The organism is Streptomyces thermodiastaticus (assembly GCF_014656135.1).
GTDB lineage: Bacteria > Actinomycetota > Actinomycetes > Streptomycetales > Streptomycetaceae > Streptomyces > Streptomyces thermodiastaticus.
The window spans coordinates 1-24,536 of sequence record NZ_BNBV01000029.1 but is presented as its reverse complement, the minus strand read 5'-3'; the positions used below and the strand labels follow the sequence as shown (position 1 = coordinate 24,536).

The following is a 24,536-nucleotide window of genomic DNA, read 5'->3' as shown; positions in this document are numbered from 1 at the left end:
CCGGGGGCTTCGTTCTGTCCCGGCCCCTCTTCCGCGGCGCCGCACGGTGTCGCCCGGTCACCCTTGGTCACCGAGTGCGGGGCGCTCGTGTCTGCTCCCACCTCGTCGAACGCCCCGTACCGCACCCTTCGGCGGCGGGCACCCCGCAGGTACCATGCCCTCGGTGCGACCTTCGAACGGCTGCTTCGCGCACCTGCAACTCCGGTCCGCGCTACAGCGGTTCGGCCGACGGCAGCCATCGGGCGACCGCCCGGTGGCCGACCAACGGGGGCACGGGTTCGTGTGGGGGACGGGATGGACTTCGGCACGCAGGGCCACCAGGCCCCGGCCGATCTTGCCTGGCTGCGGGGCGTGGACGCCTACACCATGGGCGCCTATCCGCAGGCGGAGGAGGAGTTCCGCGCGGCGGTGCGGATGGACCCCGGGATGGCCGACGCCTGGCTGGGGCTGCACGCGCTGCGCGTCGACACCACGACCGCGCTGCTGAAGATGTTCCGGCACCGGGACCGGTTCGGCGAGCAACGGGCCCGGCACCGCCGCACCCTGAACTCCTGGTACTGGCTCGGCTGGTGGGTGCAGCCGGTGCTGGAGACCCCCCGGGACCTGCTGCTGGCGCACGCCTCGCACTGGCTGGACGGGCGTCATGTGCCCGAGCTGGACCGCGCGCTGGCCGGGCTGCCGCCGGTGGACACCGATCCCCAGGTGCGGTTCCTGCACGCCTGCCGCGCCTATCTGGTCAAGGACTGGGAGGAGCTGGTCCGGCACACCGACCCGCTGGTGGACGATCCGGTGCTGGGCATCGAGGCCGGCCTGTTCGGCGGCATGGCGCGGGTGAGGCTGGAGATGTACAGCCAGGCCGAGCCGCTGCTGTCGGCGGCGCTGATGCGCTGCCGCAGCGAGCAGCCGCAGCGCAAGGAACTGCGGTACTGGCTGGCCCGGGCGCACGAGGGCACCGGACGCAGCGCCGCCGCACTCCCGCTGTACCGGGCGGTGCACCGGGTCGACCCGGCGTTCATGGACACCGCCGCACGGCTCGCGGCGATCACCGAGTCCGACGGATACGGCGACGGCGGCGACCTCGCGACGGTCACCCTGTCCGGCGCCGGCCAGGAGACCGCGGACGGGCCGGACACCCTCGATCCGCTGTTCGGCACCGAGGGCCGCGCGCCGGAAAGCGGCGACGGCGGCTTCCCGGGCTCCGCCGCCCGGCCCCCGCTCACCCCTCCGGCGGTGCGGGAACGCTCCTCCTCGCCGGCCGGTCCGCTGCCCGCCGGCCCGACCGACCCCGCCCTGCTCGAACAGGCGCTCGCCGAGCTGGAGCGCATGGTGGGCCTGGAACCGGTCAAACGGCAGGTCAAGGCGCTGTCCGCGCAGCTGAACATGGCCCGGCTGCGGGCCGGTCAGGGGCTGCCCGTGCAGCCGCCCAAGCGGCACTTCGTGTTCTCCGGCCCCTCGGGCACGGGCAAGACCACGGTCGCCCGCATCCTCGGCCGCGTCTTCTACGCCCTCGGGCTGCTCGGCGGCGACCACCTGGTGGAGGCCCAGCGGGCCGACCTGGTCGGCGAGTACCTGGGGCAGACCGCCGTGAAGGCCAACGAGCTGATCGACTCCGCGATCGGCGGCGTCCTCTTCGTCGACGAGGCGTACGCGCTGTCGAACGCCGGCTACGGCAAGGGCGACGCCTACGGCGACGAGGCGCTGCAGGTGCTGCTCAAACGCGCCGAGGACAACCGCGACCACCTGGTGGTGATCCTGGCCGGTTATCCGGAGGGCATGGACCGGCTGCTGGCCGCCAACCCGGGGCTGTCCTCCCGCTTCACCACCCGCATCGACTTCCCGTCGTACCGCCCGCACGAGCTGACCGAGATCGGCAAGGTGCTCGCCGCGGAGAACGGCGACCAGTGGGACGAGGAGGCGCTGGAGGAGCTGTCCTCGATCGCCACGCACGTGGTCGACCAGGGGTGGATCGACGAGCTGGGCAACGGAAGGTTCCTGCGCACGCTGTACGAGAAGAGCTGCGCCTACCGGGATCTGCGGCTGTCCTCCTGTGCGGGCCCGCTGACCCGTGAGGACCTGGCCACGCTGCGGCTTCCGGACCTGATGCAGGCCTACGGCGAGGTGCTGTCGGGCCGGGGACCGCAGGATCCGCGGGACGCCTGATCCCCGGTCGTCACGGACACACTCGGACGGCGGGCCGCGGGCAGCGGCCGGATGGCGGTCGCTGCCCGCGGGCGTGCCGTCCTTCGACGGCCCTCAGGTCGCCAGCACCTGCTCCGGCTCGTCCGTCCCGCGCGGGCCGGTCACGCGGATCTCCGGCGTGACCCGGTGCGCCGGGTCCCGTACCTCGCCGACCAGCAGCTCCAGCACGTCCTCCAGGGCCACCACGCCCAGCACCCGCCCGGAGGCGTCCGCGACCTGGGCCAGATGGGTGGCGGCGCGGCGCATCACGGTCAGGGCGTCGTCCAGTGGCAGCTCGGAGCGCAGCGTCGTCATCGGACGCCAGATGTGCTGCGGGACCGCCCGGTCGGAGTCCTCCAGGTCGAGGACGTCCTTGACGTGCAGGTAGCCCATGAAGGCACCGCTGTCGGCGCAGACGGGGAACCGGGAGTACCCGGTGCGCGCGGTCAGCTCCACGATCTCCCCGGGGGTCACCGAGGGGCTGACCGTCACCAGGTCCTCGCGGCCCAGCACCACGTCCATGACCGGGCGGGAGCCCAGCTCCAGGGCGTCCTCCAGGCGCTCCTGCTCCTCCGGGTCCAGCAGACCCGCCTGCCCGGAGTCCTCCACCAGACGGTTGAGCTGTTCGCTGGTGAAGACCGTCTCGACCTCGTCCTTCGGCTCGACGCGGAACAGGCGCAGGATGCCCTGGGCGCAGGCGCCGAGCGCCAGGGTGACCGGCTTGCACAGCCGGGCGAAGGCGACCAGGCCGGGGCTGAGCCACAGCGCGGCCTTCTCCGGGGCGGCCATGGCCAGGTTCTTCGGCACCATCTCACCCACCACCAGGTGGAAGAAGACCACGGCGGCGAGCGCGATGACGTAGCCCAGCGGATGGACCATGCCCTCGGGCAGGTGCAGCCAGGTGAACACCGGCTCCAGCAGGTGCGCCACCGTGGGTTCGGCGACGGCGCCGAGCGTCAGCGAGCAGACGGTGATGCCGAACTGGGCGGCGGCCATCATCTGCGGCAGCCGCTGAAGGCCGTAGAGCACCTGGCGGGCGCGGGCGGTGCCGAGCGGTTCGATCTGGCTGCGGCGGACGGAGACGAGCGCGAACTCGGCGCCGACGAAGAAACCGTTGGCGAGCACGAGCAGCGCGGCGAGGAGAAGTTGCAGCACGCTCATCGGGCGGCCTCCGCCAGGGACGCGGCGGTCTCGGCCGGGGGCGCGGTGCGGACCACGCGGACCCGCTCGGCGCGGTAGTGGCCGACCTGGCGCACGGACAGCAGCCAGCCGGGCAGCTCCGCCTTGTCGCCGGGGGCCGGGATACGGCCGAGCAGGTCGGCGACCAGGCCGGCGACGGTCTCGTAGGGGCCCTCGGGGGCCTCAAGGCCGATGCGCCGCAGCAGGTCGACACGGCAGCCGCCGTCGACGTCCCAGGCGGGCCGGCCGTCCTCGGGCGGGGCGGGGGCCAGCTCCGGCACGTCCTTGGCGTCGTGCTCGTCACGGACCTCGCCGACCAGTTCCTCGACGACGTCCTCCAGGGTGACCACGCCCGCGGTGCCGCCGTACTCGTCGACGACGACCGCGATGGGCTGCTCGCTGCGCAGCCGCGCGAGCAGCGGCCGCACCGGCAGCGTCTCGGGCACCAGCAGCGCCCGGCGGGCGATGCGGCCCACAGGGGTGCGCAGCCGCTCGTGGGCCGGGACGGCGAGGGCGTCCTTGAGGTGGACCATGCCGACGACCTCGTCGATCCGCTCCCGGTAGACGGGGAAGCGGGACAGGCCGGTGGCACGGGTGAGGTTCACCACGTCCTCGGCGGTCGCCGAGGACTGCAGGGCGCTGACCTTCACCCGCGGGGTCATCACGTGCTGTGCGGTCAGCTCGCCCAGGTACAGGGTGCGGACGAACAGGTCGGCGGTGTCCTCCTCCAGGGCGCCGGCCCGTGCCGAGTGCCGGGCCAGGGAGACCAGCTCGGCGGGGGTGCGGGCGGAGGCCAGCTCGTCGGCGGGTTCCACGCCGAGCGTGCGCACCAGCCGGTTGGCGACCGTGTTGAGCGCGCTGATCACGGGGCGGAACAGCCGCGAGAAGACGTGCTGCGGGCCGGCGACGAACCGCGCGACCTGCAGCGGCCGGGACACCGCCCAGTTCTTGGGCACCAGCTCGCCGATCACCATCTGCAGGGCGGAGGCGAGCAGCATGCCCACCACCACGGCGGTCCCGGACACCGCCCCGTCGGGTATGCCGACGGCGGCGAAGGGTCCGCGCAGCAGGTCGGCCAGGGCCGGTTCCGCCAGCATGCCGACCACCAGGGAGGTGATGGTGATGCCGAGCTGGGTGCCGGACAGCTGGAAGGACAGCTCGCCCAGCGACTCGACGACCCGGCGGGCGCGTCGGTCGCCGTCGGCGGCGGCCTGCTCGGCGTCCTGCCGCTCGACCGTGACCAGGCCGAACTCGGCGGCGACGAAGAAACCGTTGGCGAGGATCAGCAGGAAGGCCGCTCCCAGGAGCAGCAGGGGGATGGTCATGATGCCGCCGCCCGGGCACGGGCGCGGACCTCGGCGGGGTCCGCGCTATGTCGGCTGGGGGCGGCGCAGGTACTGCAGGACGATCCGTCCATCGCCGGAGGGAGTCACTCCTCGGGTAGCAGGAGCCCCTGGCGCCGGGCGCGCTCAGGGGCGGAAGCGCGGTGGACGCGCTTCCGCCCCCCAGATTAATCAAGACCGCGGCGAATGCGTCAGGGCACAGGCCCCGGACCCTTCCCTGAGACGGACCCTGGTCAGCCCTGGGACGTGTCCCGGGACGGCTCCGGGTCGTGCAGCGAGCGGGCCTCGACCAGGGCGCGCAGGGCCCGGGCGTCGGCGAGGGCGCGCTTGCGTGCGATGCCGGGCTGGATGCCGAGCGCGGGCAGGCTGGTGCCGTCGCTGAGGTCGAGGAACACCCACGGGTCACCCGTGCGGAGGTTCACCTGGAGGATCTCCGGCCAGGCCAGACGGCGGCTGCTGGCGATGTTGACCACGGTGACGCCGGAGTCGTCCGCGACCACCTTGGGCCGGGAGAGCAGGACCAGCACGGCGGAGATCAGCGCGGCGGTGAGCACGAAGCTGAGGCGCTCACCGGGGCTGAGCGGGTCCAGCAGCAGGGCGACGGCCGTGATCACCACGAAGAGGGCGACCGCGGCCGTCAGCAGGACCGCGCGGACGTGTCCCGGCCGGAAGGTGACGGGAAGTGCGGGCAGGTCGGACATCGCTCGTCCTTCACAGGCGGCAGGCGTGGATGGCCGTGGTGAGGATGGCGCGGGCGCCGATGGCGTACAGGTCGTCCATGATCCGCTGGGCGTCCTTGGCGGGAACCATGGCACGCACAGCGACCCAGCCCTCGTTGTGCAGCGGGGAGACGGTCGGGGACTCCAGGCCGGGGGTGAGCGCGACGGCCTTCTCCAGCTGCTCGACCCGGCAGTCGTAGTCCATCATCACGTACGTCCGGGCCACCAGGACGCCCTGCAGGCGGCGCAGGAAGCGCTGCACCTTGGGTTCCTCGGCGTCGGCGCCGGTGCGGCGGACGACGACCGCCTCGGACGTCATGATCGGCTCGCCGATGACCTCCAGGCCGGCGTTGCGCAGCGAGGTGCCGGTCTCGACGACGTCGGCGATGACCTCGGCGACGCCCAGTTCGATGGCGGTCTCCACGGCGCCGTCGAGGTGGACGACGGAGGCGTCGATGCCGTTGTCGGCGAGGTGCTTGGCGACGATGCCCTCGTAGGAGGTGGCGATCGTCCTGCCGTTCAGGTCGCTCACGCCACTGGCCGTGCCCGGCTTGGTGGCGTAGCGGAAGGTGGAGCGGGCGAAGCCGAGCGCGAGGATCTCCTCGGCCCCGGCTCCGGAGTCGATCAGCAGGTCGCGGCCGGTGATGCCGATGTCGAGGCGGCCGGAGGAGACGTAGATCGCGATGTCGCGGGGGCGGAGGTAGAAGAACTCCACCTCGTTCTCCGGGTCGACGATGCGCAGCTCCTTGGAGTCGCGGCGCTGCTGGTAGCCGGCCTCATGCAGCATGTCCGCCGCAGGGCCGGAGAGTGAACCCTTGTTGGGGACGGCGATGCGCAGCATGAGGTCGGCTTCCTTTGCGTGAGGGGGGTTGCTACAGCTTTTTACAGCAGGTGGGTCACAGGTGGGCGTAGACGTCGTCGAGAGAGATGCCGCGGGCGACCATCATCACCTGGACGTGGTACAGCAACTGGGAGATCTCCTCGGCGGCCGCGTCCTTGCCCTCGTACTCGGCCGCCATCCAGACCTCGGCGGCCTCCTCGACGACCTTCTTGCCGATGGCGTGGACTCCCTTGCCGACCAGTTCGGCCGTGCGGGAGGTGGCGGGGTCGCCGTGGGCGGCCTTGTGCTGGAGCTCGGCGAACAGCTCCTCGAACGTCTTCTTGGACATGGTGGTGCTAACCCTACGCGGTCCGCCTCGCCGGTCAGCGCCAGGGCTCGGAGACCGAGCGCAGCGTGGCGGCCGTCGCCACCGCCGCGGTGACCGCCTCGTGGCCCTTGTCCTCGCTGGATCCCTCCAGTCCGGCCCGGTCCAGGGCCTGCTCCTCGGTGTCGCAGGTGAGCACGCCGAAACCGACCGGCACGCCGGTGTCGACGGCCACCTGGGTGAGGCCCTGGGTGACGCCCTGGCAGACGTAGTCGAAGTGCGGCGTGCCGCCGCGGATGACGACGCCGAGGGCGACGATCGCGTCGTAGCCCCGGCCGGCCAGCACCTTGGCCACCACCGGCAGCTCGAAGCTGCCGGGGACCCTGAGCAGGGTCGGCTCGTCGATGCCCAGCTCGTGCAGGGCGCGCAGGGCGCCGCCGACCAGGCCGTCCATCACCTTTTCGTGCCACTGCGCCGCGACGACGGCGACCCTGAGGTCCCCGACGTTCCGTACGGACAGCTCCGGTGCACCCTTGCCGCTCACATCTCTCCTCGTGTGTCGTTACTGGTTGCCGCAGGTGGAGGCGGACGCCGCGTCCAGCCAGGGCAGGTCGTGGCCCATCCGGTCCCGCTTGGTGCGCAGGTAGCGGAGGTTGTGCTCCCCGGCCTGCACGGGCATCGGCACCCGTCCGGTGACCTTGATGCCGTGGCGCAGCAACGCCTCGGTCTTGTCGGGGTTGTTGGTCATCAGCCGCACGCTCGCGACCCCGAGGTCCTTGAGGATCTCGGCGCCGGCGCCGTAGTCGCGGGCGTCGGCGGGCAGGCCGAGCTCCAGGTTGGCGTCGAGGGTGTCCCGGCCGCGTTCCTGCAGCTCGTAGGCGCGCAGCTTGGACATCAGCCCGATGCCGCGCCCCTCGTGTCCGCGCAGGTAGACCACCACTCCCCTGCCCTCGCGCTGGATGCGTTCCAGGGAGGCGTCGAGCTGGGGGCCGCAGTCACAGCGCAGCGAGCCGAACACGTCGCCGGTGAGGCACTCGGAGTGCAACCTCACCAGGACGTCCTCGCCGTCGCCGAGGTCGCCGTGGACGAGGGCGACGTGCTCGACGCCGTCGGCGGTGGCGCGGTAGCCGTGGGCGGTGAAGGTGCCGTGCCGGGTGGGCAGGTGCACCTCGGCCTCGCGGCGCACGGCGGGTGTGTCCGCGCCGTCGCCCTGCCCGGCCGGGGCCGGGTGCTCGCGGGAGCGGCGGTAGGCGACGAGGTCCTCGATGGAGATGATCGTCAGGCCGTGCTCGCGGGCGAAGACGAACAGCTCGGGCAGGCGCAGCATGCGCCCGTCGTCCCCGGCGATCTCCACGATCGCGCCGGCCGGGCGCAGCCCGGCGAGCCGGGCGAGGTCGACGGCGGCCTCGGTGTGGCCGTCGCGTTCGAGCACGCCGCCGGGCCGGGCGCGCAGCGGGAAGACGTGGCCGGGGCGGACGAAGTCGGCCGGCTGTGCGGTGCCGCTCGCCAGCAGGCGCAGGGTGGTGGCCCGGTCGGCGGCGGAGATGCCGGTGGTGACGCCGTGCCCGGCGGCGGCGTCCACGGAGACGGTGAACGCGGTCCGCATCGACTCGGTGTTGTCCGCGACCATCTGAGGGAGATTCAGCCGGTCGAGTTCGTCCCCGGTCATGGGGGCGCAGATCAGGCCGCGGCAGGCGCTCATCATGAAGGCCACGATCTCGTCGGTGACCTTCTCGGCGGCGACGACGAGGTCGCCTTCGTTCTCGCGGTTCTCGTCGTCGACGACGACGACCGGGCGGCCGGCGGCGATGTCGGCGACGGCCTGCTCGACCGGGTCGAGGGTGATGTCCGCGAGGTGGTCGGTGCTGCAGAGGACGGGTGCCGCGGTCATGCGGGCGCTCCTTCCGGGACGGGCTGTGCGCTCCGGCGCGAGCGCAGCCACCAGTCGCGCATGCCCCACAGGACGAGCGCGCCGTAGATGACGTAGACGAAGCCGGAGAAGGCGAAGCCATGGGCGAAGTTGAGCGGGACGCCGACGGCGTCGACGAGCAGCCAGGCGAACCAGAACTCGACCATGCCGTGCGCCTGGGCGTACATGGCGACGACGGTGCCGACGAAGATGTAGGCGTCGGGCCAGGGGTCCCAGGACAGCGACGGGTAGGCGTGGAACAGCGCGGCGAGTGCGACGGTGCCGACGGCGGCGGCCGCCAGCAGCGCCGCCCGCTCGCGCCAGGTGGCGAACCGGACGGCGATGTGACCGTCCGCCGCCTGCCCGCTGCCGCGCCTCCAGTGCCACCAGCCGTAGACGGCCACGGCCATGACGACGACCTGTTTGCCGGCGCTGCCGGACAGGTGGGCGGTGGCGAACGCGGCGAAGAGGATCAGGCCGGACAGGAACTGGGTGGGCCAGCTCCACAGGGACCGGCGCCAGCCGAAGGCCAGGCCGAGCAGGCCGATGACGTTGCCGGTCATGTCGGACCACTTGATGTGCTGGCCGAGGAGGGTGAAGGCCTCCGAGTTGAGCCAGTTCACCGGCCGGCCCCCTGCACGCGGTCGCCGAGCAGCCGTTCGACGTACTTGGCGACGACGTCGACCTCGAGGTTGACGGGGTCGCCGGGCTGCTTGATGCCGAGGGTGGTCAGGGCGAGGGTGGTGGGGATGAGGCTGACGGTGAAGAAGTCCTCGCCGGCCTCGACGACGGTGAGGCTGATGCCGTCGACGGTGATGGAGCCCTTCTCCACGACGTAGCGCGCGAGGTGGGCGGGCAGGGAGATCGTCACGACCTCCCAGTTCTCGGAGGGGGTGCGCTCGAGGATCGTGCCGGTGCCGTCGACGTGGCCCTGCACGATGTGGCCGCCCAGCCGGGCGCCGACGGCGGTGGGGCGTTCGAGGTTGACGCGGGAGCCGACGGTGAGGACGCCGAGGCTGGAGCGCTTGAGGGTCTCCGCCATGACGTCGGCGGTGAACTCGTCGCCCTCGTGGTCGACGACGGTGAGACAGACCCCATTGACGGCGATGGAGTCGCCGTGCCGGGCGCCCTGGGTCACGACGGGGCCGCGGAGCCGGAAACGGGCGGCGTCGCCGAGGTCCTCGACGGCGGTGACCTCGCCCAGCTCTTCGACGATTCCGGTGAACACTTCCCGGGTCCTCCTGCCTCCTCGGGCACGGACTCCGGGGCTGTCGACGGACGACAGAGAACACGGGCGAGGACACTCGGGGCGAACGGCGCCGCGGCGGAGGACGCCCGTGCGGGCGTACCCGCGGACGGCGGCGTCCACACAGGTGTGTGCCCGCCCGCCGCGCACTGCCTCCCATCCGGACTTTCACCGTCGGTCCAGGAATTCCACCTGGTCAACCGACCGCTGGAAGCGGCCGGGTCGCGGACTTTCACCGCCGGTTCGGACTTTCACCGACCCCGGAGTGCGCTGCTTCAGGTACAGGGCAAGTGTGCCACGCCCGGTCGGCGTCCAGACAGGTGACCGGTGTGTGCTCGCTCACAGAGCGCAGTGTCCGCCGGCCCGGGCCGCCCTGCGCCTACGCCGTTGCCGCGGATCCCGGCAGCGCGTCCTCGGCCAGGCTCCGCACCAGTGTCCGCAGGTGCGGGTTCCTCGTCGCCGGGGACCAGCAGAAGGCGAGCGTGGTGGAGGGCAGGTCGGTGACCGGTACGGCGGCGACCTCCTCGGGCAGGCGGTCGACGACCGTCGAGCCGACCACGGTGATGAGACGGCCGAGGGCGACGCGGTCCAGGATCTCGTCGAGGCCGGCTTCGGGGCATCGGTCACGGTAGCTGCTCTCCCCGCGAAGGTCGGCGACCACGACGCCGTCCCGGCCGGCCAGGACGTGTCCCCGGGGCACCAGCGCGACCGGGTCCTCCGTCCCTGTCCTGATGGCCCGCAGGCCGCCGAGCTCCTCGCTGCCGAGGCACACCAGGGCGGCGTCCGCGGTCCCGTCCCGCACCGCGCCCGTGGTGTCGTAGGTGAAGACCAGTTCGGGTTCGGGTCCGTCGTAGCGTCGCAGCACGTGCGGCAGGAACCCGCTGCCGGTTCCGGGGCGTACCGCGATGGCCGGGCCGGCTGCGTGCGCCGACTGCCGGGTGCGCCGTACCGCGGCATCCAGCCGACGCAGCAGGCGCCGGCATTCCTCGCGGAAGGTGTCTCCCGCGTCCGTCAGTTCGACCTTCCGACTCGTGCGGTTCACGAGCCGCACGCCCATCCGCCGCTCCAGGCGGGCGACGGCGCGCGAGAGCACCGGCTGGGTGATGCCCAGGTTCTCTGCTGCCCGGCCGAAGTGCAGTTCGTCGGCCAGCGCGGAGAAGTACACGAGTTCACGGGTCTCCAACCGATCCATGCTTTCAGGGTATCGCCGCATGTCACATCGGTCATGGCCAAGGCCGACGCCCATCTGATCCACTGGCTGTCGCCGGGACTTCGGCCCTGCCGGTCCGGCCACGCTGCGTGCATGCGAACCCTTGCCTCTCGCGGCCCGCCGAGCCACGCGGAAGGCACCGCGACGCCCTACAGGAAAGAGATCCGAATCATGAGTGACGAGCGCGAGGTGCAGGAAGTGCTCGCCCGCTACGTCCGCGCCACCGACCGGCGTGACGGCAGAGCACAGGGCGCCCTGTTCACCGACGACGCGGTGGTGCAGATCCACACCAAGGAGGGTCCGGACCGCTACGAGCCGTTCGGCGAGCCGTTGATCGGCGGTGCGGCGGTACAGTACGCGGTGGACAACTTCATGGAGCCGCATCCCGAGGGCGGCTCCAGCCACCACACCACCTCGGACCACATCATCGAGGTCGACGGTGACCGGGCTCACCTGAACGCCCAGTTCATCGTGTTCCGGGTGCGCGCCCGGCGCCGTCCGGAGGCCGGCTGGCCGGCCGGTGCCCTCGGCGCCCAGGGCACCGTGGAGCCGATCGAGTCGGGTTACTACGACACCGACCTTCGCCGCATCGACGGTGAGTGGAAGATCGTACGCCACGATGTCCTGATGGACATGCCGATGGCCCTTCCGGGGGGCCTGACGTGAAGGCGATGGTCTACCGCTCCTACGGGGGTCCCGAGGTACTCGAACCGGCGGAGCTGCCGCGGCCGAAGGCGCACGTTGACTCGGTCGTCGTCCGCGTGAAGGCGGCGGCGCTCAATCCGGCCGACCTCGCGCTGCAGGCCGGCGCGCTGGACGACGCGGTCGCCACCTACTTCCCGGTGGTCCCCGGCTGGGACATCGCCGGGGTGGTGGAGAGCGCCGGCCCCGCGGCCACCGAGTTCGCCCCCGGCGACGAGGTCGTCGGCTACATCCGCAGCGATGTGCAGCATGCGCACGGCGGACTGGCCGAGCTGGTCTCCGCCGATGTGCGCACGCTGGTGCACAAACCCTCCACCATGGGCTTCGCCGAGGCGTCCGGACTCCCGCTGGCGGGCCTGACGGCGTACCAGGCGGTGGTGCACACCCTGGACATGAGGCCCGGCGAGACCCTGCTGGTCCACGGTGCGGCCGGCGGTGTCGGCTCGCTCGCCGTGCAGATCGGCCGGTCACGCGGCGCCCAGGTGATCGGCACGGCCGCCGAGCGCGACCATGGCTATGTGCGCTCCCTCGGAGCCACCCCGGTCGTCTACGGCGACGGTGTCGCCGAGCGCGTCCTCGACCTGGTGCCCTGCGGTGCGGACGCCGTCCTCGACACGGTCGGTCAAAGCGTTGTGGCCGCAACCGCTGCCACGGCCCGGCCACGTGCCCGCGTCGCCTCGGTGGCGGACATCGGCCTGCCGGGCGTCACCCCGGTGTTCTGCCGGCTCGACGGTGACGACCTCAGGGCCGTGGCCGATCTGGCCGCCGCCGGCCGGCTCTCCGTGCGGGTGGGTGCCGTCTTCCCGCTGGACCGTGCCGCTGACGCGCAGCGCGCGCTCGCGGCGGGCAGCACCGGTGGAAAGATCGTGGTGAGCGTCGCAGACTGACCCGCCCTGTGAAAAGGACCGGGCCGACGGGTCAACGGCCCTGCCCCGACGGCGAGTCGGGCACCGCTCCGGGCGGGGTGACCAGGTCCTCCTGGGCACTGTCGCGGGCGGTGAGCAGGGCACCGCGCAGCACGGCGGCGCCGCCGAGGACGCCCGCCCGCACCTCGGTGCGCAGCGGGGACAGCCGGGCGACCCGCTGTTCCACCCGCGCGGCGAGCGCGTCCCCGCCGGCCTGGCCGATCTCCCCGCCGAGGACCACGCAGCCGGGGTCCAGGACGGCCGCGACCGAGGCGACGCCGAGGGCAATCCGGTCGGCGAGGGCGTCCAGGAAGCGTGCCGCTCTCTCGGTGTCGGCGGCCTGCTCCTGCAGCCCGCCCGGTGCCGTCCCGTCCGCCACGGCCGTCGCGGTCCCGGCAGCCAGCCGCGCCGCGCGCCGCACCAGATCGGCCGCGCCCTCGGCGCCACGGGCCTGCGGCACGCCGGGCCCGTGGCCGGCGATCCCGTGTGCGGCCGCCAGGTCCACCACCGCCGGCGCCGAGGCCAGCCGGTGGAAGCCGCCCTCGCAGTCCGTGGCGGAGGGCAGCCCCGGGGTGCCCGGGACCGGCAGGAAACCGATCTCTCCCGCGCCGCCGGAGGCGCCCCGGCGCAGGGTGCCGTCCAGGATCACGGCCGCGCCCGTGCCCCCGCCGAGCCACAGCAGGACGAAGGTGTCCCGGCCGCGTGCCGCGCCGTCGCGCTGTTCGGCGAGCGCGGCGAGGTTGGTCTCGTTCTCCACGACGACCCGGGTGCCGGGCAGCCGTCGCTGCAGCACGGTCACCAGCCGGCGGTGCCACACGGGCAGGCCGGTGGAGTCGCGCAGTTCGCCGGTGGCGGGGTCGATCAGGCCGGGCGCGCCGACCGTGAGGGTGTGCAGCCGCTCGGCCCTCCCCCGCCGCACCGCCTGCTCCACGAGGGCGACGGCCTGCTCGACGGCGGGGCCGGTGGCGGTGTCGGTGCCGATCGGCGCGCCGGCTCTGGCCAGTTCCCGGCCGAGCAGGTCGGCCACGGTCACCGTCACGCCGTCGGTGCGCACGTCGAGGGCGGCGAGCTGGGCGCGGTCGGCGGCGATGCCGTACAGCCGGGCGTTCGGTCCGCGCCGTTGCTGGTCCGACTCCCCCACCACGGTGATCAGACCGGCCGCGCTCAGGCGTTCGACGAGGTCGGCGACCGTCGGCCGGGACAGGCCGGTGAGCTGTTTGAGCTGCCCGGCCGTGAGCGGTCCGCGCTGCTGCAGCAGGCGCAGGGCGAGCCGGTCGTTGATGACCCGTGCGGTGCTCGGGGATGCGGGCATGCCGGGGATCCTCCCAGGTGTGCTGGGCCGCGCCGCGGCGACCGTCTCTCCCTCTGTCTATCAGGCAGGGTTCCTGATAGTTTACGCCGCGTGACGGCGCGGGGACCCGGGCACACGCCACCCGGTGCACGGCCCGCGCCGCCGCACTCGTGGACGAACGCCATACGGGGAGGGGCGGAGCATGAGCCCAGGGGTCGAGCAGCGGCGCGAGGTGCGGCGCGCCCGGTACGCCGTGGCCGCCGTGTTCGCGGTGCACGGGGCCGTCACCGGGTCGTTCGCCACGCGGGTGCCGTGGATCCAGGACCACGCCTCCATCGGCGCCGGCCAGCTCGGCCTCGCACTGGCCTTTCCCGCGCTCGGCGCGTCCGTGGCGATGCCGCTGGCCGGCGGCATCAGCCACCGTTTCGGTGCCCGTACCGCGCTGCGCGGGCTGCTCGCCCTGTGGACGCTCAGTCTCGTGCTGCCCTCCCTCAGCCCGAACCTGCTCACGCTGTGCGCGGCGCTGTTCGTCTACGGCGCCTCCTCGGGCATGGCGGACGTGGCGATGAACGCCCTGGGCGTGGAGGTGGAGAACCGGCTGGGCCGCTCGATCATGTCCGGGCTGCACGGCATGTGGAGCGCGGGCGCGCTGACCGGCTCGGCGGGCGGCACGCTCGCCGCGCACCTCGGCTCGGACGCACGTCTGCATCACGCCCTGGCGGCCGGCGTGCTCACCGTGCTGGGGCTGGTGGCCTGCACCTGGGTCCTGGACGTCACCCCGGGCGAGGACGAGGAGCCGCCGCCGCGGTTCGCGCTGCCGCCGAAGTCGGCGCTGCTGATCGGCGCGATCGGGTTCTGCGCGGTCTTCGGCGAGGGCGCGAGCCTGGACTGGTCGGCGGTGTATCTGCACGACCGGCTGCACACCTCGGCCGGGCTGGCGGCGGCGTGCACCACGGGGTTCACGCTCACCATGGCGGTGGCCCGGTTCGCGGGCGACCGGATGGTGGACCGGTTCGGCTCGGTACGCACGGTACGGGCGAGCGGGGTGCTGGCCGTCCTGGGCGGGCTGCTCGTGGTGCTGGCGGGCCATCCGGCCATGGCGATGTGCGGTTTCGCGCTGATGGGCCTCGGGATCGCCGTCGTGGTGCCGCTGTGCTTCGCGGCGGCCGGGCGCAGCGGCCCGAACCCCAGCCAGGCGATCGCGGGCGTGGCGACCGTCACCTACACCTCGGGGCTGATCGCGCCGAGCGCGATCGGCGGGCTCGCGCAGGCGGCCGGCCTGGTGGCCTCGTTCGCCCTGGTGACGCTGCTGGCGTGCGGCGTGGCCGGCTTCGCCGGGGTGCTGCGGCCCGGTGACCGGGGCCGGCCGACGGTCAGTGAGCGCTCCGCAGAAGTTCCCGACCCGCGGCCCTGAACTCCTCGCTCCACGGGGCGGGGCGCAGGGTGTCCGCGTCCAGCCGGACCAGGACCCGGGTGCCGTGCGCATAGGTGTGCGCGCCGTCGGGGGAGCAGAAACGGAAGCCGTACGTCAGCCCGGTGGTGCCGAGCCGGTCGAGCCACAGGTGGACGGCGTACTCGCCGGGCAGGGTGACGGGGGCCTCGTAGGTGATGCGCAGTTCCTTGACCGCGTTGCAGGCGTCGCCGGCCGCCGCCCAGTCGCCCGCGAAGCCCAGGCCGCGCTCCTGCCACAGCCGGGACCAGGCCCGCTCCACCAGCAGTGGGTAGCGCGCGTTGTGCAGCAGCCCGAGCGCGTCCAGGTCGTCGAAGTGGACGGTGACGGGGGTCAGCCGCCCGTAGGACAGGGCGGGGGCGACGGGTGCTTCGGCGGTCACACGGTACTCCTGGGCTGCTGGTGGGCCGACGGTACCCCGCCATACTAAGCAGGCGCTCAGGCGGGCTCGCTGTGCGGTCCCGGGCTCCCCGGACACGACCGCCCGGTGCCCCGGCCGGCGATGACGGCGGACCCGCCGGGCGGGCCGACCGGATCACAGCCGCTCGGCCGGCACCAGGTCGCCGGCCGGCGGCCCCATGTGCGGCAGCAGCCGGTCCTGCCCGCCGTCCAGGTCCACTTGGTCCGTGATGCTGCTGGTCCCCTTCACCACTGCCTGATCGCCGAGGAGATCGGTACCTTGGGGGTCGTCGCCGTGGTCGTCGGCGGACTGATCACGAGCCAGGTGGTGCCGCGCGTGGTGCGCGCGGACATGCGCTTGCGGGCGAACGCCTTCTGGACGGTGGTCCCCTGCTCGACGGTTGCCTGTTCGTCCTGGTCGGACTCGAACTCCACTCCGACAGCCAGAGGCTGCCCCATGACGGTCTGTCGTGGGCGGTGTTCACCACCCTTCGCCGCGACCGCCGTCGTGATCGGCGTGCGTCTGTGACCCCACGGGCGTTGGTCCCGCCGGGGCGCTGCGCGTACCGCCCCGTGGCTGCGTGTGGTCGCCGCAGGATCCGGTCGAGCCACCGTGCCTTCGTCCCCCTGCAGCACCACTATGACCGGTGGCGATTCCGCCAGTGTTCCGCCCACTGCTTGATGAGCCGGGCAGTGGGGTCGGCCTCGCCCAGAGCGGCCATGGCCTTCGGAACCAGCTCGCTGTAGTACCTGTTGGCTTGCGCGGTGTCCCCCGCCTCGCCGACGCAGTTGGCCTTGCGGTGTTGGACGCTCAGAGTCCAGGTGCCGTGTGGCCCCTGCACTCGGTGGAACGCGTCCTCCAGGGCGGCGAACATCCGCGCGGCCAGGTCGTGCCGGCCTGCCGCGCAGGCCCAGTGGGCACTGTTGTAGCGGGCTACCAGTGTTGTCCAGTGCTCGGGTCCGAAAACCCTCTCCAGGTCGGGGATCAGGCGTTCGCATTGCTCGTACGCCCCCTGGGGGTCGCCCGAGTCACCGGTCCACTGCACCAGGCGCTCGCGTGCGTCGAGGGTGGTCACGTGGTCGGCACCCAACTCTCGTGTCAGGACATCGAGCACCTCCCGTAGCTGGGCCGCGGCCGCGCCCGGCAGGCCCGCCTCAGCCGTCCAGCGCGCTGCGCCGAGCAAGACCTGCACGGTGATCGGGTGGCCGGTGCCCAGGGCACGCACGGCCCAGGGCGCCAGCTCTTCGAACTGTCGGTGGGCGGCGGCGACCTCGCCGCTCTCGCCCGTCCAGCGGGCGCGCTGGAGCCTGGCACGTATGGCTGTCGGATGATCGGCTCCGAAGGCCGCGGCGATCGGCAGGACGAGATCTGTGAGCCGGCTGCGTGCGTATTCCGCGTGGCCGCACTCCCCGGCCCAGTGCCCTTGCCCCTGGAGCGCCAGCAGGGTGGTGGGGTGGCGTCGGCCGAGGACACGCACGGTGTCCCGGGCGAGTTCGTCGAAGAGGCGATGGGCATCGTCGCGCGCACCGGATTCGCCGGTCCAGTGGGCCAGTTCCCGACGGGCGGCCAGCGAGCGGGGATGGTCGGGGCCACACGCCTCGTGAAGGCGGACGGTGAGATCGGCGAGCTGCAGCCGGGCGCCCTCCGCATCGCCGTCTTCACCCTTTCGGTGCGCTGCCAGGAGGAGGACGAGCAGTATGGTGGGGTCTTCCGGGCCGAGTGCCCCGTCCAGAACGGTGCCGAGCGCGGACACCAGTTCCGTGTCGGGCATCCCTCGTTCGCTCGGCGGGCGACGGTCGTGCGGTCCGGCGTCCGCCGTCCGGTGCGCCTTGACGTGTGCGGACAGCTGGTCGTACAGCTCGGCGGCTTCTGACACCTTCCCCGCTTGGTGGGTCGCGTAGGCCTGTTCGATGCGAGCCGCCAGCGTTTCCGGGTGGGCGTTCCCAAGCACCCGTGTCGCCGCCGACGCGAGTATGCGCCAGCGGGCGAGCAGGTCTTGAGTCTGTGCGGGAGTGCCGGGATGCGCGAGATCGATGATCGCTGCGCGACGCTGTCGTGCGAACCATCCGGCCGCCGTACCAGGCTCCGCGTCGAGTGCCGCACCGTCTTCGGCGACTTCGGCGACATCGCTGGCTGACAGCCGCGTATCGGGATGGTCCGGGCCGAGCACTCGAGCGCTGCGAGCGGCGACGTCGAGCAGCAGTTCTGCCGCTTCCGTCCAGGGGCCGCACCGGGCGCTCCACCAGCCCAGAAGGTGCTCGGCAGCGAGGGTGGTGGGGTGATCGGCTCCGCGCTGGTCGACTCGGCAGGCGACGATCTCGTCCAGCAGGTCGACGGCCTCCTGGTAGTAACCGGCATCGCCCAGCCATTGGGCCACCTCGTACTGGATCTCCAGGGTCCGGACGTGCGTGGGACCGAATTCGCGCTCGGCGATGGAGAGCAACCGGTCCGCGGCTGCTACCGCCTCGTGTGGAGGTTCGGCGGCGCAGGCGTTCTTCGCTTCCCGGTACGCCGCTTCCAGAGGGGTCGGGCGCCGCTCCGCCGTCCGATCGCGCACGTGTGCCGGCCCTGGGGAGGCCGTCGGACGGCCCGCCGTGGACAGGGGTTCCGCGGACGCGGACGGTGGGCACCGCGCGGCATCCGGGCAGGCACCGTTCGCCACGGTGGTGCCCGACGATGCGGTGACGGGGATGGTGGGCAGGCGTGACAAGGCCTTTCGCGCACAGGCCAGGGCCCTGTCCACCTCGTCCTGGGCTGGATACCCGTGTTCTTCCGGATGCGCACACCACGTCCGCACCTCCCTCAGGTGGCGCAAGTCGCTGAAGCCGACACCGGTGAGGCGGTTCAGGTACGCCAGTTGCGAGCTGCCCTCCGGTACTCGTTGCCGCAATCTGCCCCAGGCCCGGATGACCTCACCGGACCCGACTGGCTCCGCTTCCTGGAACATGCGGACCGACAGTGCTCCCCGCGGCCCACTGCGTCGTGCATCCACAACGAGAGGCTACTCAACGGGCGGTGCTGTTCACAGTGGCGGAGGGCGGCGGCCGGTTGGGCGACGCCGGCGCGCGGGGTGTCCGACGTGACCTCGCCGACGCGCTGCCTGCCGAAGGATCACGCGAGGCGGCCCCGGAACCCGCGGCGAGCGACATCAGCCCCCCTGCCGCAACTCCATGCCGTTGACTCCGGGCTGCAGCCGATAGTGGGGCCGGGATACGGGGTCGACGCTTCGGAAGCCCCGGCCTTGGTTGTCCAGGACGCTGGTCCCCTTCTTGCCGTCGGCCACCCAGTCGAGTGTCACGGTGAAGGTGCAGTCGCCGGCGCAGTCTCTGGTCACGTCGAGTTCGAAGACCTCTGGATCAGTCAGGGAGATCTTGTAAGGGAAGTCCACCGCGGGGGAGGTTGTTTGGCCCGTGTAGGCGTCGACGGCGGGTTCGGCGGTGAGGGTGGGCGGGGTGGCGGAGAGGTCGACGTCGAAGTGGCGCTCGGTGACTCCACCACCGCACTGGCCGCTCGACACCACGATGCCGGTGGCCGGCCCGGGGTGGCGTGCGGTGATGTTGATGTGCATGCCGGTGAGGAGCACGCTCTGCTGCGTGCGGCCCTGAACGGTGACCTGGATGGACGGCTTCAGGCGGACGGCCGTCCGCGGGGGCGCTCCTCCGGGCTGGAGCTGGGCGAGGTACTGCTTCGCGCTCCCGTCGAACCACGCTGAGGCGCACATGGAGGAAGCCGAGGAGGCCTGGACGGCGATGGGGGCCTGGCCGGTCCACGTGCCTGGATCCGCCGACGTACCGGACGAGGAACCTGCTGCGGCGGCGGTCTGCGCTGGGACCGCCCCAGCGGACGAGGAGCTGCCGGCGCGTGCCGGTGATGCGGCGTCACCGCCGAACGGATCGGCGGTCACGAGCCACGCGACCAGGGCCGCGGCACCGGCGGTTGCCAGCGACGCGAGCACAACGGTACGGGGCAGCAGACGGTTGCGGCCCTGTGGCCCGTCGGCGTCGGACGGTGCGGGCTCAGACGGCGGCGTCCGGGCTGCGGAAGCGATGGTGCCCTGTGCTGGATCGGAGGCGATGGGCACAGCAGGAGCCGGGGAGTTCAGGACGAGCGCTGTGCTGTGCCACTTCTTGCGGGTGTCATCGACCACCTCCTTGTCGTTGCGGGTGGCGGCCTTGGCGAACGCGACGGCTTGGTTGATGTTGGGGAACCGCTTGCCCGAGAGCATCTCCTGCATCGTGCTCTTGGAGACGCGGTGACCCCAGGCCTCCGTTTCTCCTTCCAGTTGCCGCAGCGACGGCTGCCCGCCCCGGATGCGCACCTCTCTCAGCCAGGCCGCGAACTCCTGACGCGCCGTCTCGTGCCGATCCCCCACCGAGCCCACCCTTCCCGGACTGTCCGAAGCTGTCCGATGGATTTCGCCGCACGTCCGGGCTTGGACGGGATCGTCCGCCAGGCGTGACACCCCGTTCCTGCCCCGGCTGTCCTGGATCCATCCCACATCCGCCGGGCCCCTGGCAAGGGGTCTGGCCGTGCTGTGCCCAGGAGGCCGACATGACCACCATCCGCGCCTTCCTCGACCTCGACGACATGCCCACGCCGCGCTGGATCACGCAACTCGACCCGTGCCGGATCGTCGAGCTGCTCTGCCTGTGGGACTGGCTCGTCCGGCAGTGCCCCGACCCGGCGCGACCGATCGAGTACCTGGCGCGGTTCACCCGCGTCTCCGAGCAGCGCCTCCACGAGGCCCGAGAGATCCGCAATGCCTGCGCTCACCCTTACAAGGTCACGCACCTGCCCGCGTACCGCCTCACCAAGGCCCTGGCCACCACCCGCCGGGCTGTGCAGGCCCTCACCTGATGCTCACGACCGCCTACGCGGTACCTGGCGGACGGTTCCTCGCAGACGCTCCGCCGCATCTGCGAGAGATCGCCGAGACGAACAGCGCCTTCGCGGGCACGAGTTCACACCGCACGACGTCCGCAGGCCCTGCGCCACCGAAGAGTGAGGCCCGGATGCCGTCGACATCGTCGGCCCCGACGGCCAGGCGCAGCGGCGGGTTCTCCATCGTCGTCACCGCCGTGATCGCGTCCGCGACGGCCTCGGCGTCACCGAAGGCCTCGGGTGGCAGGGCGGCGAAGTCCGCGAGAAACTTCCCGACCATCGGCTCGTAGACGTCGGGAGCGACGACATGGAGGCCGGCGGCGAACTCGGTGGCGAAGACACCCGGTTCGATGATGGTCACTTGGCTCTCGTGGGGGCCAGTTCGTGGGCGAAGGCCTCGCTGATCAGCTCCACAGCACCCTTGGACGCCGCACACAGCCCGGAGGACGGCAGCGGACGTACGGCGGACACGGCCAGCACGGTGGCGGCCCGGTGCGGGACGGGTGCAGCACGAACCCCGGCAGCGGCACTCCGAGTGCCAGAGCGAGGGGGCCGGCCGCTCCCGGCCCGCAGGGCGCACCGGGCGGCCGACGATCAGGTGGCCGGCTCGCGCGTACCCGGCCCTCACCGCCGCGCCGATCTTGACTCCGCGGTCCCGACCACCTCGCCGGTCTCCTCGTTGCCCGCGCTCCGGCCGACCACCGGCCTACGGGCGCTTCGGCCGTACGGGTCCGGCTGCCGGACTCCAGCGAGGGCTGCCGGCCGAACGCGACCAGTCACCGCAGGTTTGCCGCACCGATGGCCGGTGCCCCCATGCCGCGCAGGCCATCTCGGCAGCAGGGGTCGCCCGGAGAACGCCGGGGCGCCTCGACAGTTTGCATCAGGACGCCGTCGCTGCGATCTCCGTTCAGCGGACGGGCCCGGGCCAGTAGGCCAGGCCGTCGACCGGCGGCGCCTGCTCGGTGGCCTCCTGGGGCGAGTCGTAGAACTCATAAGCGTTGCTCAGGCCGCCGTGCTCGAAGACTCGGGCCATCCGGGCCGAGGGACAGGTGATGCGCAGCGAGCCTTCGCATGCCTTGATGCGTTTGGTGATCGCGACGATGGTGCCCAGGCCCACGGAGTCCAGGAAGGGCACGAAGCACAGATCGAGGACGAAGTTGCGGTGTCCTTCGCCGAGCAGCTCGATGACCGCCTGGCGGAGCGTGGCGTGGGTGTGGACATCGACGTCGCCGTCGACCTCGACGACGGTCCAGCCATTGGCCGTGTCGCAACTGACGGCGATCTGCTCGGTACGGGCGATGGTCCAGCGCATGGCCCATCCCTCCTCGGTTCCGGACGGTGCCGGGCCCCCAGCGACGCGTTGCACACTCGCCGATGCCTGTGCCGGGTGCAGATGCCGCCTGTCTTCATCATGAACGCCGCGTGCGCGGCCGGCACCCTCATCCCGGCGCGCCAGACCTACGAGGGCCGCTTCGACCACTCGGCGGTCACCACCGGCACAGTCGAGGACCTGCCGGGCCGCGACCCCCTCCACCTCGGCACCTGGGCCGCCGCACATCGCCGGGGACTGCTCGACCAGCTGTCCTGACAGACAGCTGCGACCTACGGATCACGTCGTTGCGGCGGCGGCCGCCTGCTTCAGCAGGGCGTTCAGCAGATGCACATCCGGCCTGCGGGCGGTGCCGGTGCGGATGACCGTGTAAACGGTACGGGTGACCGGGGCGAGGAGCGGGTGCACGCTGACCTCCTGCTGTTCACCGATGGCCGGCCGAGGAGCGAGCGCGATACCGGCCCCGGCCGCCACGACGCATGCGCCCCGCGGCCCCTCACGCCCGGCCGCTTTCCGCCTCACCGGGCAGGGCTGCGGCCGGGCCCTTCAGTGTCCAGCCCTCCACGGTCACATCCGCGTACACCTCGCCTTGGGTGACCGGCTCGCCGCAGTGGGCGCAGACCGCCCGGGGGTGAAATCGTGGTCGTGGTGGCGCAGCTTCATGGGCGGGGAGGTGGTGAGCCAGCGATCCCCCCAGCGCAGCAGTTCACGGATGACGCCGAGCAGGTCGCGGCCGGCCTCGGTGAGGTAGTAGCCGTCGTGGCGCGGGTCATCGGGCAGCGGGCGGCGCTCCAGGACACCGTCCGCGACCAGACTCTTCAGCCGGGCGGACAGGCGGTCGGTGGGGGCTCCGGTGTTCTTGGCGATCTGACGGAAGCGATGGTTGCCCAACGCTGCACCGAACCTGTGGAGTCTCGTCGTGGCACGAGCCGTCCAAGCGGTGGGCGCAGCGGCACAGCTGCCCACCTCCCTGGCTGTCCCGCAAACCCGACACCTGGCGCTACGAGTGGGACGCCGAGGACCGCCTCACCTCAGTGATCACCCCCGACGGCACCCGCTGGCGCTACACCTACGACCCGCTGGGCCGCCGCACCGCCAAACTCCGCCTGGCCGAGGACGGCGAAACAGTCGTCGAACGTGTCGACTTCACCTGGGACGGCACCACTCTGTGCGAACAGACCACCACGTCCCCCGACCTGCCCCACCCGGTGGCCCTCACCTGGGACCACCAAGGCCTACGCCCCATATCCCAGACCGAACGCCTCCTGCCCGCCGCCGACGCCTCACAAGAGGAGATCGACTCCCGCTTCTTCGCCATCGTCACCGACCTGGTCGGCACACCTACCGAGTTGGTGGACGAACACGGCCACCTCGCATGGCGCGCCCGATCCACCCTGTGGGGGACAACGGCATGGGCGGCGAACAGCACCGCGTACACACCGCTACGCTTCCCGGGCCAGTACTACGACCCACAAATCTGGTCTGATCACTTGGGCCTGGCCCCAGACGTTTGCCCTGAGGAAGAGGAGGCCGACGAAAGTAAACTCAAGCTTGGCGAAATATACGTTTACCGCGTCGTGATGGATGATGAACTCAAGGACATACCCGGCCCCGCCAACCGAAGATACCGAAATCTAGGCGGGGCAGAGGTGAAATACTTCTCCACTACCCCTGAAGGAGCCGCTGCGTGCGCACGTGAGGCATTTCATCAATTCAGAGACAAAGTCCCCTACACACTCACGAGAGGAGTCTTTCGAGAAGACGTGATCAGGGACATAAGCCGCATTCCAAACCTCGCCGACGCCGGAGGGAAGGTAGACTCGCCCATGGCGCTATCGAACGACGAGATAACACAGATTGGCCGCGTACGAATTCTTCCTTACACACCCATAGTATAGGTCCATAAATTGCACTTGTATATCACGTCTTATCGAGACGCCACCCTGTCCACCTGGCGAGACATTATTCACCCTAGTAGTGAGATCGAATACACGCACGCAAAACCGTACGCAATCCGAGCTGATGCCATTTGCATGTCGGAAATGTTCGCGCTTGAGCGTTACGGCGGCTCTTCACGCCGCGATGTCGCTCAAATTTTCGATAATTTGCGGAACGACGGCATGCCACCTTTGGTTGTAGTTCCGCCGTCGCAGCCAGTGCAGCGCACATCGGCAGGGACGTACGAGGCAGTCCCCGAGATGTGCGCAGAAAGCCCAGCATACTACGGTTTTTCTCGCACCTTCCAAGCCATTAGCCGCTGGAACGAAAGGAAGTTCTCGCGCAAGATCGCGAGTCTCATCCTCGACCTTCCGTTGCTCGGCTTGAATGATCCGAACGACCTGTCAACACCTAAATCCGTAAGGGAAGCCATGATTGATTATCTTACGCCACGCGATGCTGTATGATACACACGCGCTAAAAGCTGGAAGTCGATCTGTTGGCCGCTTGTCGAACTTAAACTCGTAGCCTCAGACTCGAAGGTGTTGCCCTAAGGGCTGTCCCGTAAATCGCTTCTGGCGTGCCGGGTGACCTGCTCGTTTGCCGGTCACCCGGCGAGGGCGAGGTTGTGCGGGCGGGCGACGCCGAGCATGGCGTGATGCACGCCGTCACCCCTGAGCCGGCAGTCGCGGAGAATCTTCCAGCCCTTC

26 protein-coding genes, 2 pseudogenes and 1 riboswitch are annotated in these 24,536 nt (G+C 71.5%); of the genes and pseudogenes, 8 read left to right on the top strand and 20 right to left on the bottom strand.

The window, feature by feature from the left end; translation table 11 throughout:
- Positions 1 to 294 precede the first annotated feature (294 nt).
- A complete protein-coding gene (locus IE286_RS22370) occupies positions 295 to 2,160 on the top strand; it encodes an AAA family ATPase (RefSeq protein ID WP_189798565.1) in 1,866 nt (621 codons plus the stop codon).
- A gap of 93 nt (positions 2,161 to 2,253) precedes the next feature.
- On the opposite strand, the gene IE286_RS22365 is transcribed toward IE286_RS22370, so the two are convergent.
- The 10 genes from IE286_RS22365 to IE286_RS22320 all read right to left on the bottom strand — a co-directional run bounded on the left by IE286_RS22365 (position 2,254) and on the right by IE286_RS22320 (position 10,911).
- Positions 2,254 to 3,339, bottom strand: a complete 1,086-nt coding sequence (locus IE286_RS22365) for a hemolysin family protein (protein ID WP_189798564.1) — start codon at positions 3,337 to 3,339, stop codon at positions 2,254 to 2,256.
- Complete coding sequence (locus IE286_RS22360) at positions 3,336 to 4,682, bottom strand: hemolysin family protein (protein WP_189798563.1); 1,347 nt, start codon at positions 4,680 to 4,682, stop codon at positions 3,336 to 3,338. The genes IE286_RS22365 and IE286_RS22360 overlap by 4 nt, the downstream gene beginning before the upstream one ends.
- A gap of 251 nt (positions 4,683 to 4,933) precedes the next feature.
- Positions 4,934 to 5,401 (bottom strand): PH domain-containing protein, encoded by a 468-nt coding sequence (locus tag IE286_RS22355; protein ID WP_189798562.1) that lies wholly within the window; start codon positions 5,399 to 5,401, stop codon positions 4,934 to 4,936.
- Positions 5,402 to 5,411: 10 nt separating this feature from the next.
- Complete coding sequence (gene hisG / locus IE286_RS22350) at positions 5,412 to 6,260, bottom strand: ATP phosphoribosyltransferase (protein ID WP_189798561.1); 849 nt, start codon at positions 6,258 to 6,260, stop codon at positions 5,412 to 5,414.
- A gap of 55 nt (positions 6,261 to 6,315) precedes the next feature.
- Entirely contained in the window at positions 6,316 to 6,588 is a 273-nt protein-coding gene (locus tag IE286_RS22345; RefSeq protein WP_189798560.1) for a phosphoribosyl-ATP diphosphatase, read from the bottom strand.
- A 34-nt stretch (positions 6,589 to 6,622) separates the two neighbouring features.
- On the bottom strand, positions 6,623 to 7,108 hold the full coding sequence (gene ribH, locus IE286_RS22340) for a 6,7-dimethyl-8-ribityllumazine synthase (RefSeq protein WP_189798559.1): 486 nt from the start codon (positions 7,106 to 7,108) through the stop codon (positions 6,623 to 6,625).
- Positions 7,109 to 7,126: 18 nt separating this feature from the next.
- Positions 7,127 to 8,455 (bottom strand): bifunctional 3,4-dihydroxy-2-butanone-4-phosphate synthase/GTP cyclohydrolase II, encoded by a 1,329-nt coding sequence (locus tag IE286_RS22335; RefSeq protein ID WP_189798558.1) that lies wholly within the window; start codon positions 8,453 to 8,455, stop codon positions 7,127 to 7,129.
- Positions 8,452 to 9,096, bottom strand: a complete 645-nt coding sequence (locus IE286_RS22330; protein ID WP_189798557.1) for a nicotinamide mononucleotide transporter family protein — start codon at positions 9,094 to 9,096, stop codon at positions 8,452 to 8,454. Before IE286_RS22330 ends, IE286_RS22335 begins: the two co-directional genes overlap by 4 nt.
- The gene (locus IE286_RS22325; RefSeq protein ID WP_189798556.1) at positions 9,093 to 9,701 is read right to left on the bottom strand and encodes a riboflavin synthase; all 609 of its coding nucleotides are present in this window, start codon (positions 9,699 to 9,701) and stop codon (positions 9,093 to 9,095) included. The genes IE286_RS22330 and IE286_RS22325 overlap by 4 nt, the downstream gene beginning before the upstream one ends.
- A gap of 160 nt (positions 9,702 to 9,861) precedes the next feature.
- A riboswitch (FMN riboswitch) is annotated at positions 9,862 to 9,992 on the bottom strand.
- A 106-nt stretch (positions 9,993 to 10,098) separates the two neighbouring features.
- Positions 10,099 to 10,911, bottom strand: coding sequence for a LysR family transcriptional regulator (locus tag IE286_RS22320; protein WP_189798555.1), 813 nt, complete (start codon positions 10,909 to 10,911; stop codon positions 10,099 to 10,101).
- Positions 10,912 to 11,100: 189 nt separating this feature from the next.
- Here IE286_RS22320 and IE286_RS22315 point away from each other — a divergent pair, with 189 nt between their 5' ends.
- Together IE286_RS22315 and IE286_RS22310 are read left to right on the top strand one after the other, a co-directional pair.
- A complete protein-coding gene (locus tag IE286_RS22315) occupies positions 11,101 to 11,595 on the top strand; it encodes a nuclear transport factor 2 family protein (RefSeq protein WP_189798554.1) in 495 nt (164 codons plus the stop codon).
- Positions 11,592 to 12,518 carry an NADP-dependent oxidoreductase gene (locus IE286_RS22310; protein ID WP_189798553.1) on the top strand — a complete coding sequence of 309 codons (927 nt, stop codon included), beginning with the start codon at positions 11,592 to 11,594 and terminating at the stop codon, positions 12,516 to 12,518. The genes IE286_RS22315 and IE286_RS22310 overlap by 4 nt, the downstream gene beginning before the upstream one ends.
- A gap of 31 nt (positions 12,519 to 12,549) precedes the next feature.
- On the opposite strand, the gene IE286_RS22305 is transcribed toward IE286_RS22310, so the two are convergent.
- Entirely contained in the window at positions 12,550 to 13,848 is a 1,299-nt protein-coding gene (locus IE286_RS22305; protein ID WP_189798552.1) for an ROK family transcriptional regulator, read from the bottom strand.
- A gap of 181 nt (positions 13,849 to 14,029) precedes the next feature.
- Between IE286_RS22305 and IE286_RS22300 the strand changes: the two genes are divergently transcribed.
- Entirely contained in the window at positions 14,030 to 15,241 is a 1,212-nt protein-coding gene (locus IE286_RS22300) for an MFS transporter (RefSeq protein ID WP_189798551.1), read from the top strand.
- On the opposite strand, the gene IE286_RS22295 is transcribed toward IE286_RS22300, so the two are convergent.
- The 4 genes from IE286_RS22295 to IE286_RS22280 form a co-directional block, all read right to left on the bottom strand.
- Positions 15,201 to 15,659 carry an acyl-CoA thioesterase gene (locus IE286_RS22295; protein WP_189798550.1) on the bottom strand — a complete coding sequence of 153 codons (459 nt, stop codon included), beginning with the start codon at positions 15,657 to 15,659 and terminating at the stop codon, positions 15,201 to 15,203. The genes IE286_RS22300 and IE286_RS22295 overlap by 41 nt on opposite strands.
- 263 nt (positions 15,660 to 15,922) lie before the next feature.
- Positions 15,923 to 16,135, bottom strand: coding sequence for a hypothetical protein (locus IE286_RS22290; RefSeq protein WP_189798549.1), 213 nt, complete (start codon positions 16,133 to 16,135; stop codon positions 15,923 to 15,925).
- A 179-nt stretch (positions 16,136 to 16,314) separates the two neighbouring features.
- Positions 16,315 to 18,624, bottom strand: coding sequence for a tetratricopeptide repeat protein (locus IE286_RS22285; protein ID WP_189798548.1), 2,310 nt, complete (start codon positions 18,622 to 18,624; stop codon positions 16,315 to 16,317).
- A gap of 201 nt (positions 18,625 to 18,825) precedes the next feature.
- Complete coding sequence (locus tag IE286_RS22280; RefSeq protein WP_189798547.1) at positions 18,826 to 20,049, bottom strand: hypothetical protein; 1,224 nt, start codon at positions 20,047 to 20,049, stop codon at positions 18,826 to 18,828.
- Between the two features lie 179 nt (positions 20,050 to 20,228).
- Here IE286_RS22280 and IE286_RS22275 point away from each other — a divergent pair, with 179 nt between their 5' ends.
- Positions 20,229 to 20,534, top strand: coding sequence for a hypothetical protein (locus IE286_RS22275; protein ID WP_189798546.1), 306 nt, complete (start codon positions 20,229 to 20,231; stop codon positions 20,532 to 20,534).
- Between the two features lie 13 nt (positions 20,535 to 20,547).
- Here IE286_RS22275 and IE286_RS22270 read toward each other — a convergent pair whose 3' ends face one another.
- A complete protein-coding gene (locus tag IE286_RS22270) occupies positions 20,548 to 20,919 on the bottom strand; it encodes a Rossmann-fold NAD(P)-binding domain-containing protein (RefSeq protein ID WP_189798545.1) in 372 nt (123 codons plus the stop codon).
- Positions 20,920 to 21,465: 546 nt separating this feature from the next.
- Entirely contained in the window at positions 21,466 to 21,870 is a 405-nt protein-coding gene (locus IE286_RS22265; RefSeq protein ID WP_189798544.1) for an STAS domain-containing protein, read from the bottom strand.
- Between the two features lie 81 nt (positions 21,871 to 21,951).
- On the opposite strand from IE286_RS22265, the gene IE286_RS22260 reads away from it, so the two are divergent.
- A complete protein-coding gene (locus IE286_RS22260) occupies positions 21,952 to 22,146 on the top strand; it encodes a hypothetical protein (protein WP_189798543.1) in 195 nt (64 codons plus the stop codon).
- 21 nt (positions 22,147 to 22,167) lie between these two features.
- On the opposite strand, the gene IE286_RS27685 is transcribed toward IE286_RS22260, so the two are convergent.
- Both IE286_RS27685 and IE286_RS22255 read right to left on the bottom strand, forming a co-directional pair.
- On the bottom strand, positions 22,168 to 22,296 hold the full coding sequence (locus IE286_RS27685; protein WP_267970039.1) for a hypothetical protein: 129 nt from the start codon (positions 22,294 to 22,296) through the stop codon (positions 22,168 to 22,170).
- A gap of 159 nt (positions 22,297 to 22,455) precedes the next feature.
- Positions 22,456 to 22,779 (bottom strand): winged helix-turn-helix transcriptional regulator, encoded by a 324-nt coding sequence (locus IE286_RS22255; protein WP_189798542.1) that lies wholly within the window; start codon positions 22,777 to 22,779, stop codon positions 22,456 to 22,458.
- 83 nt (positions 22,780 to 22,862) lie between these two features.
- Here IE286_RS22255 and IE286_RS27360 point away from each other — a divergent pair.
- Positions 22,863 to 23,786, top strand: a pseudogene (locus IE286_RS27360) (RHS repeat domain-containing protein); the annotation flags it as partial.
- Between the two features lie 144 nt (positions 23,787 to 23,930).
- Positions 23,931 to 24,293, top strand: coding sequence for a hypothetical protein (locus tag IE286_RS22245; protein WP_189798541.1), 363 nt, complete (start codon positions 23,931 to 23,933; stop codon positions 24,291 to 24,293).
- Between the two features lie 140 nt (positions 24,294 to 24,433).
- On the opposite strand, the pseudogene IE286_RS22240 reads toward IE286_RS22245, so the two are convergent.
- Positions 24,434 to 24,536, bottom strand: a pseudogene (locus tag IE286_RS22240) (IS5/IS1182 family transposase); the annotation flags it as partial.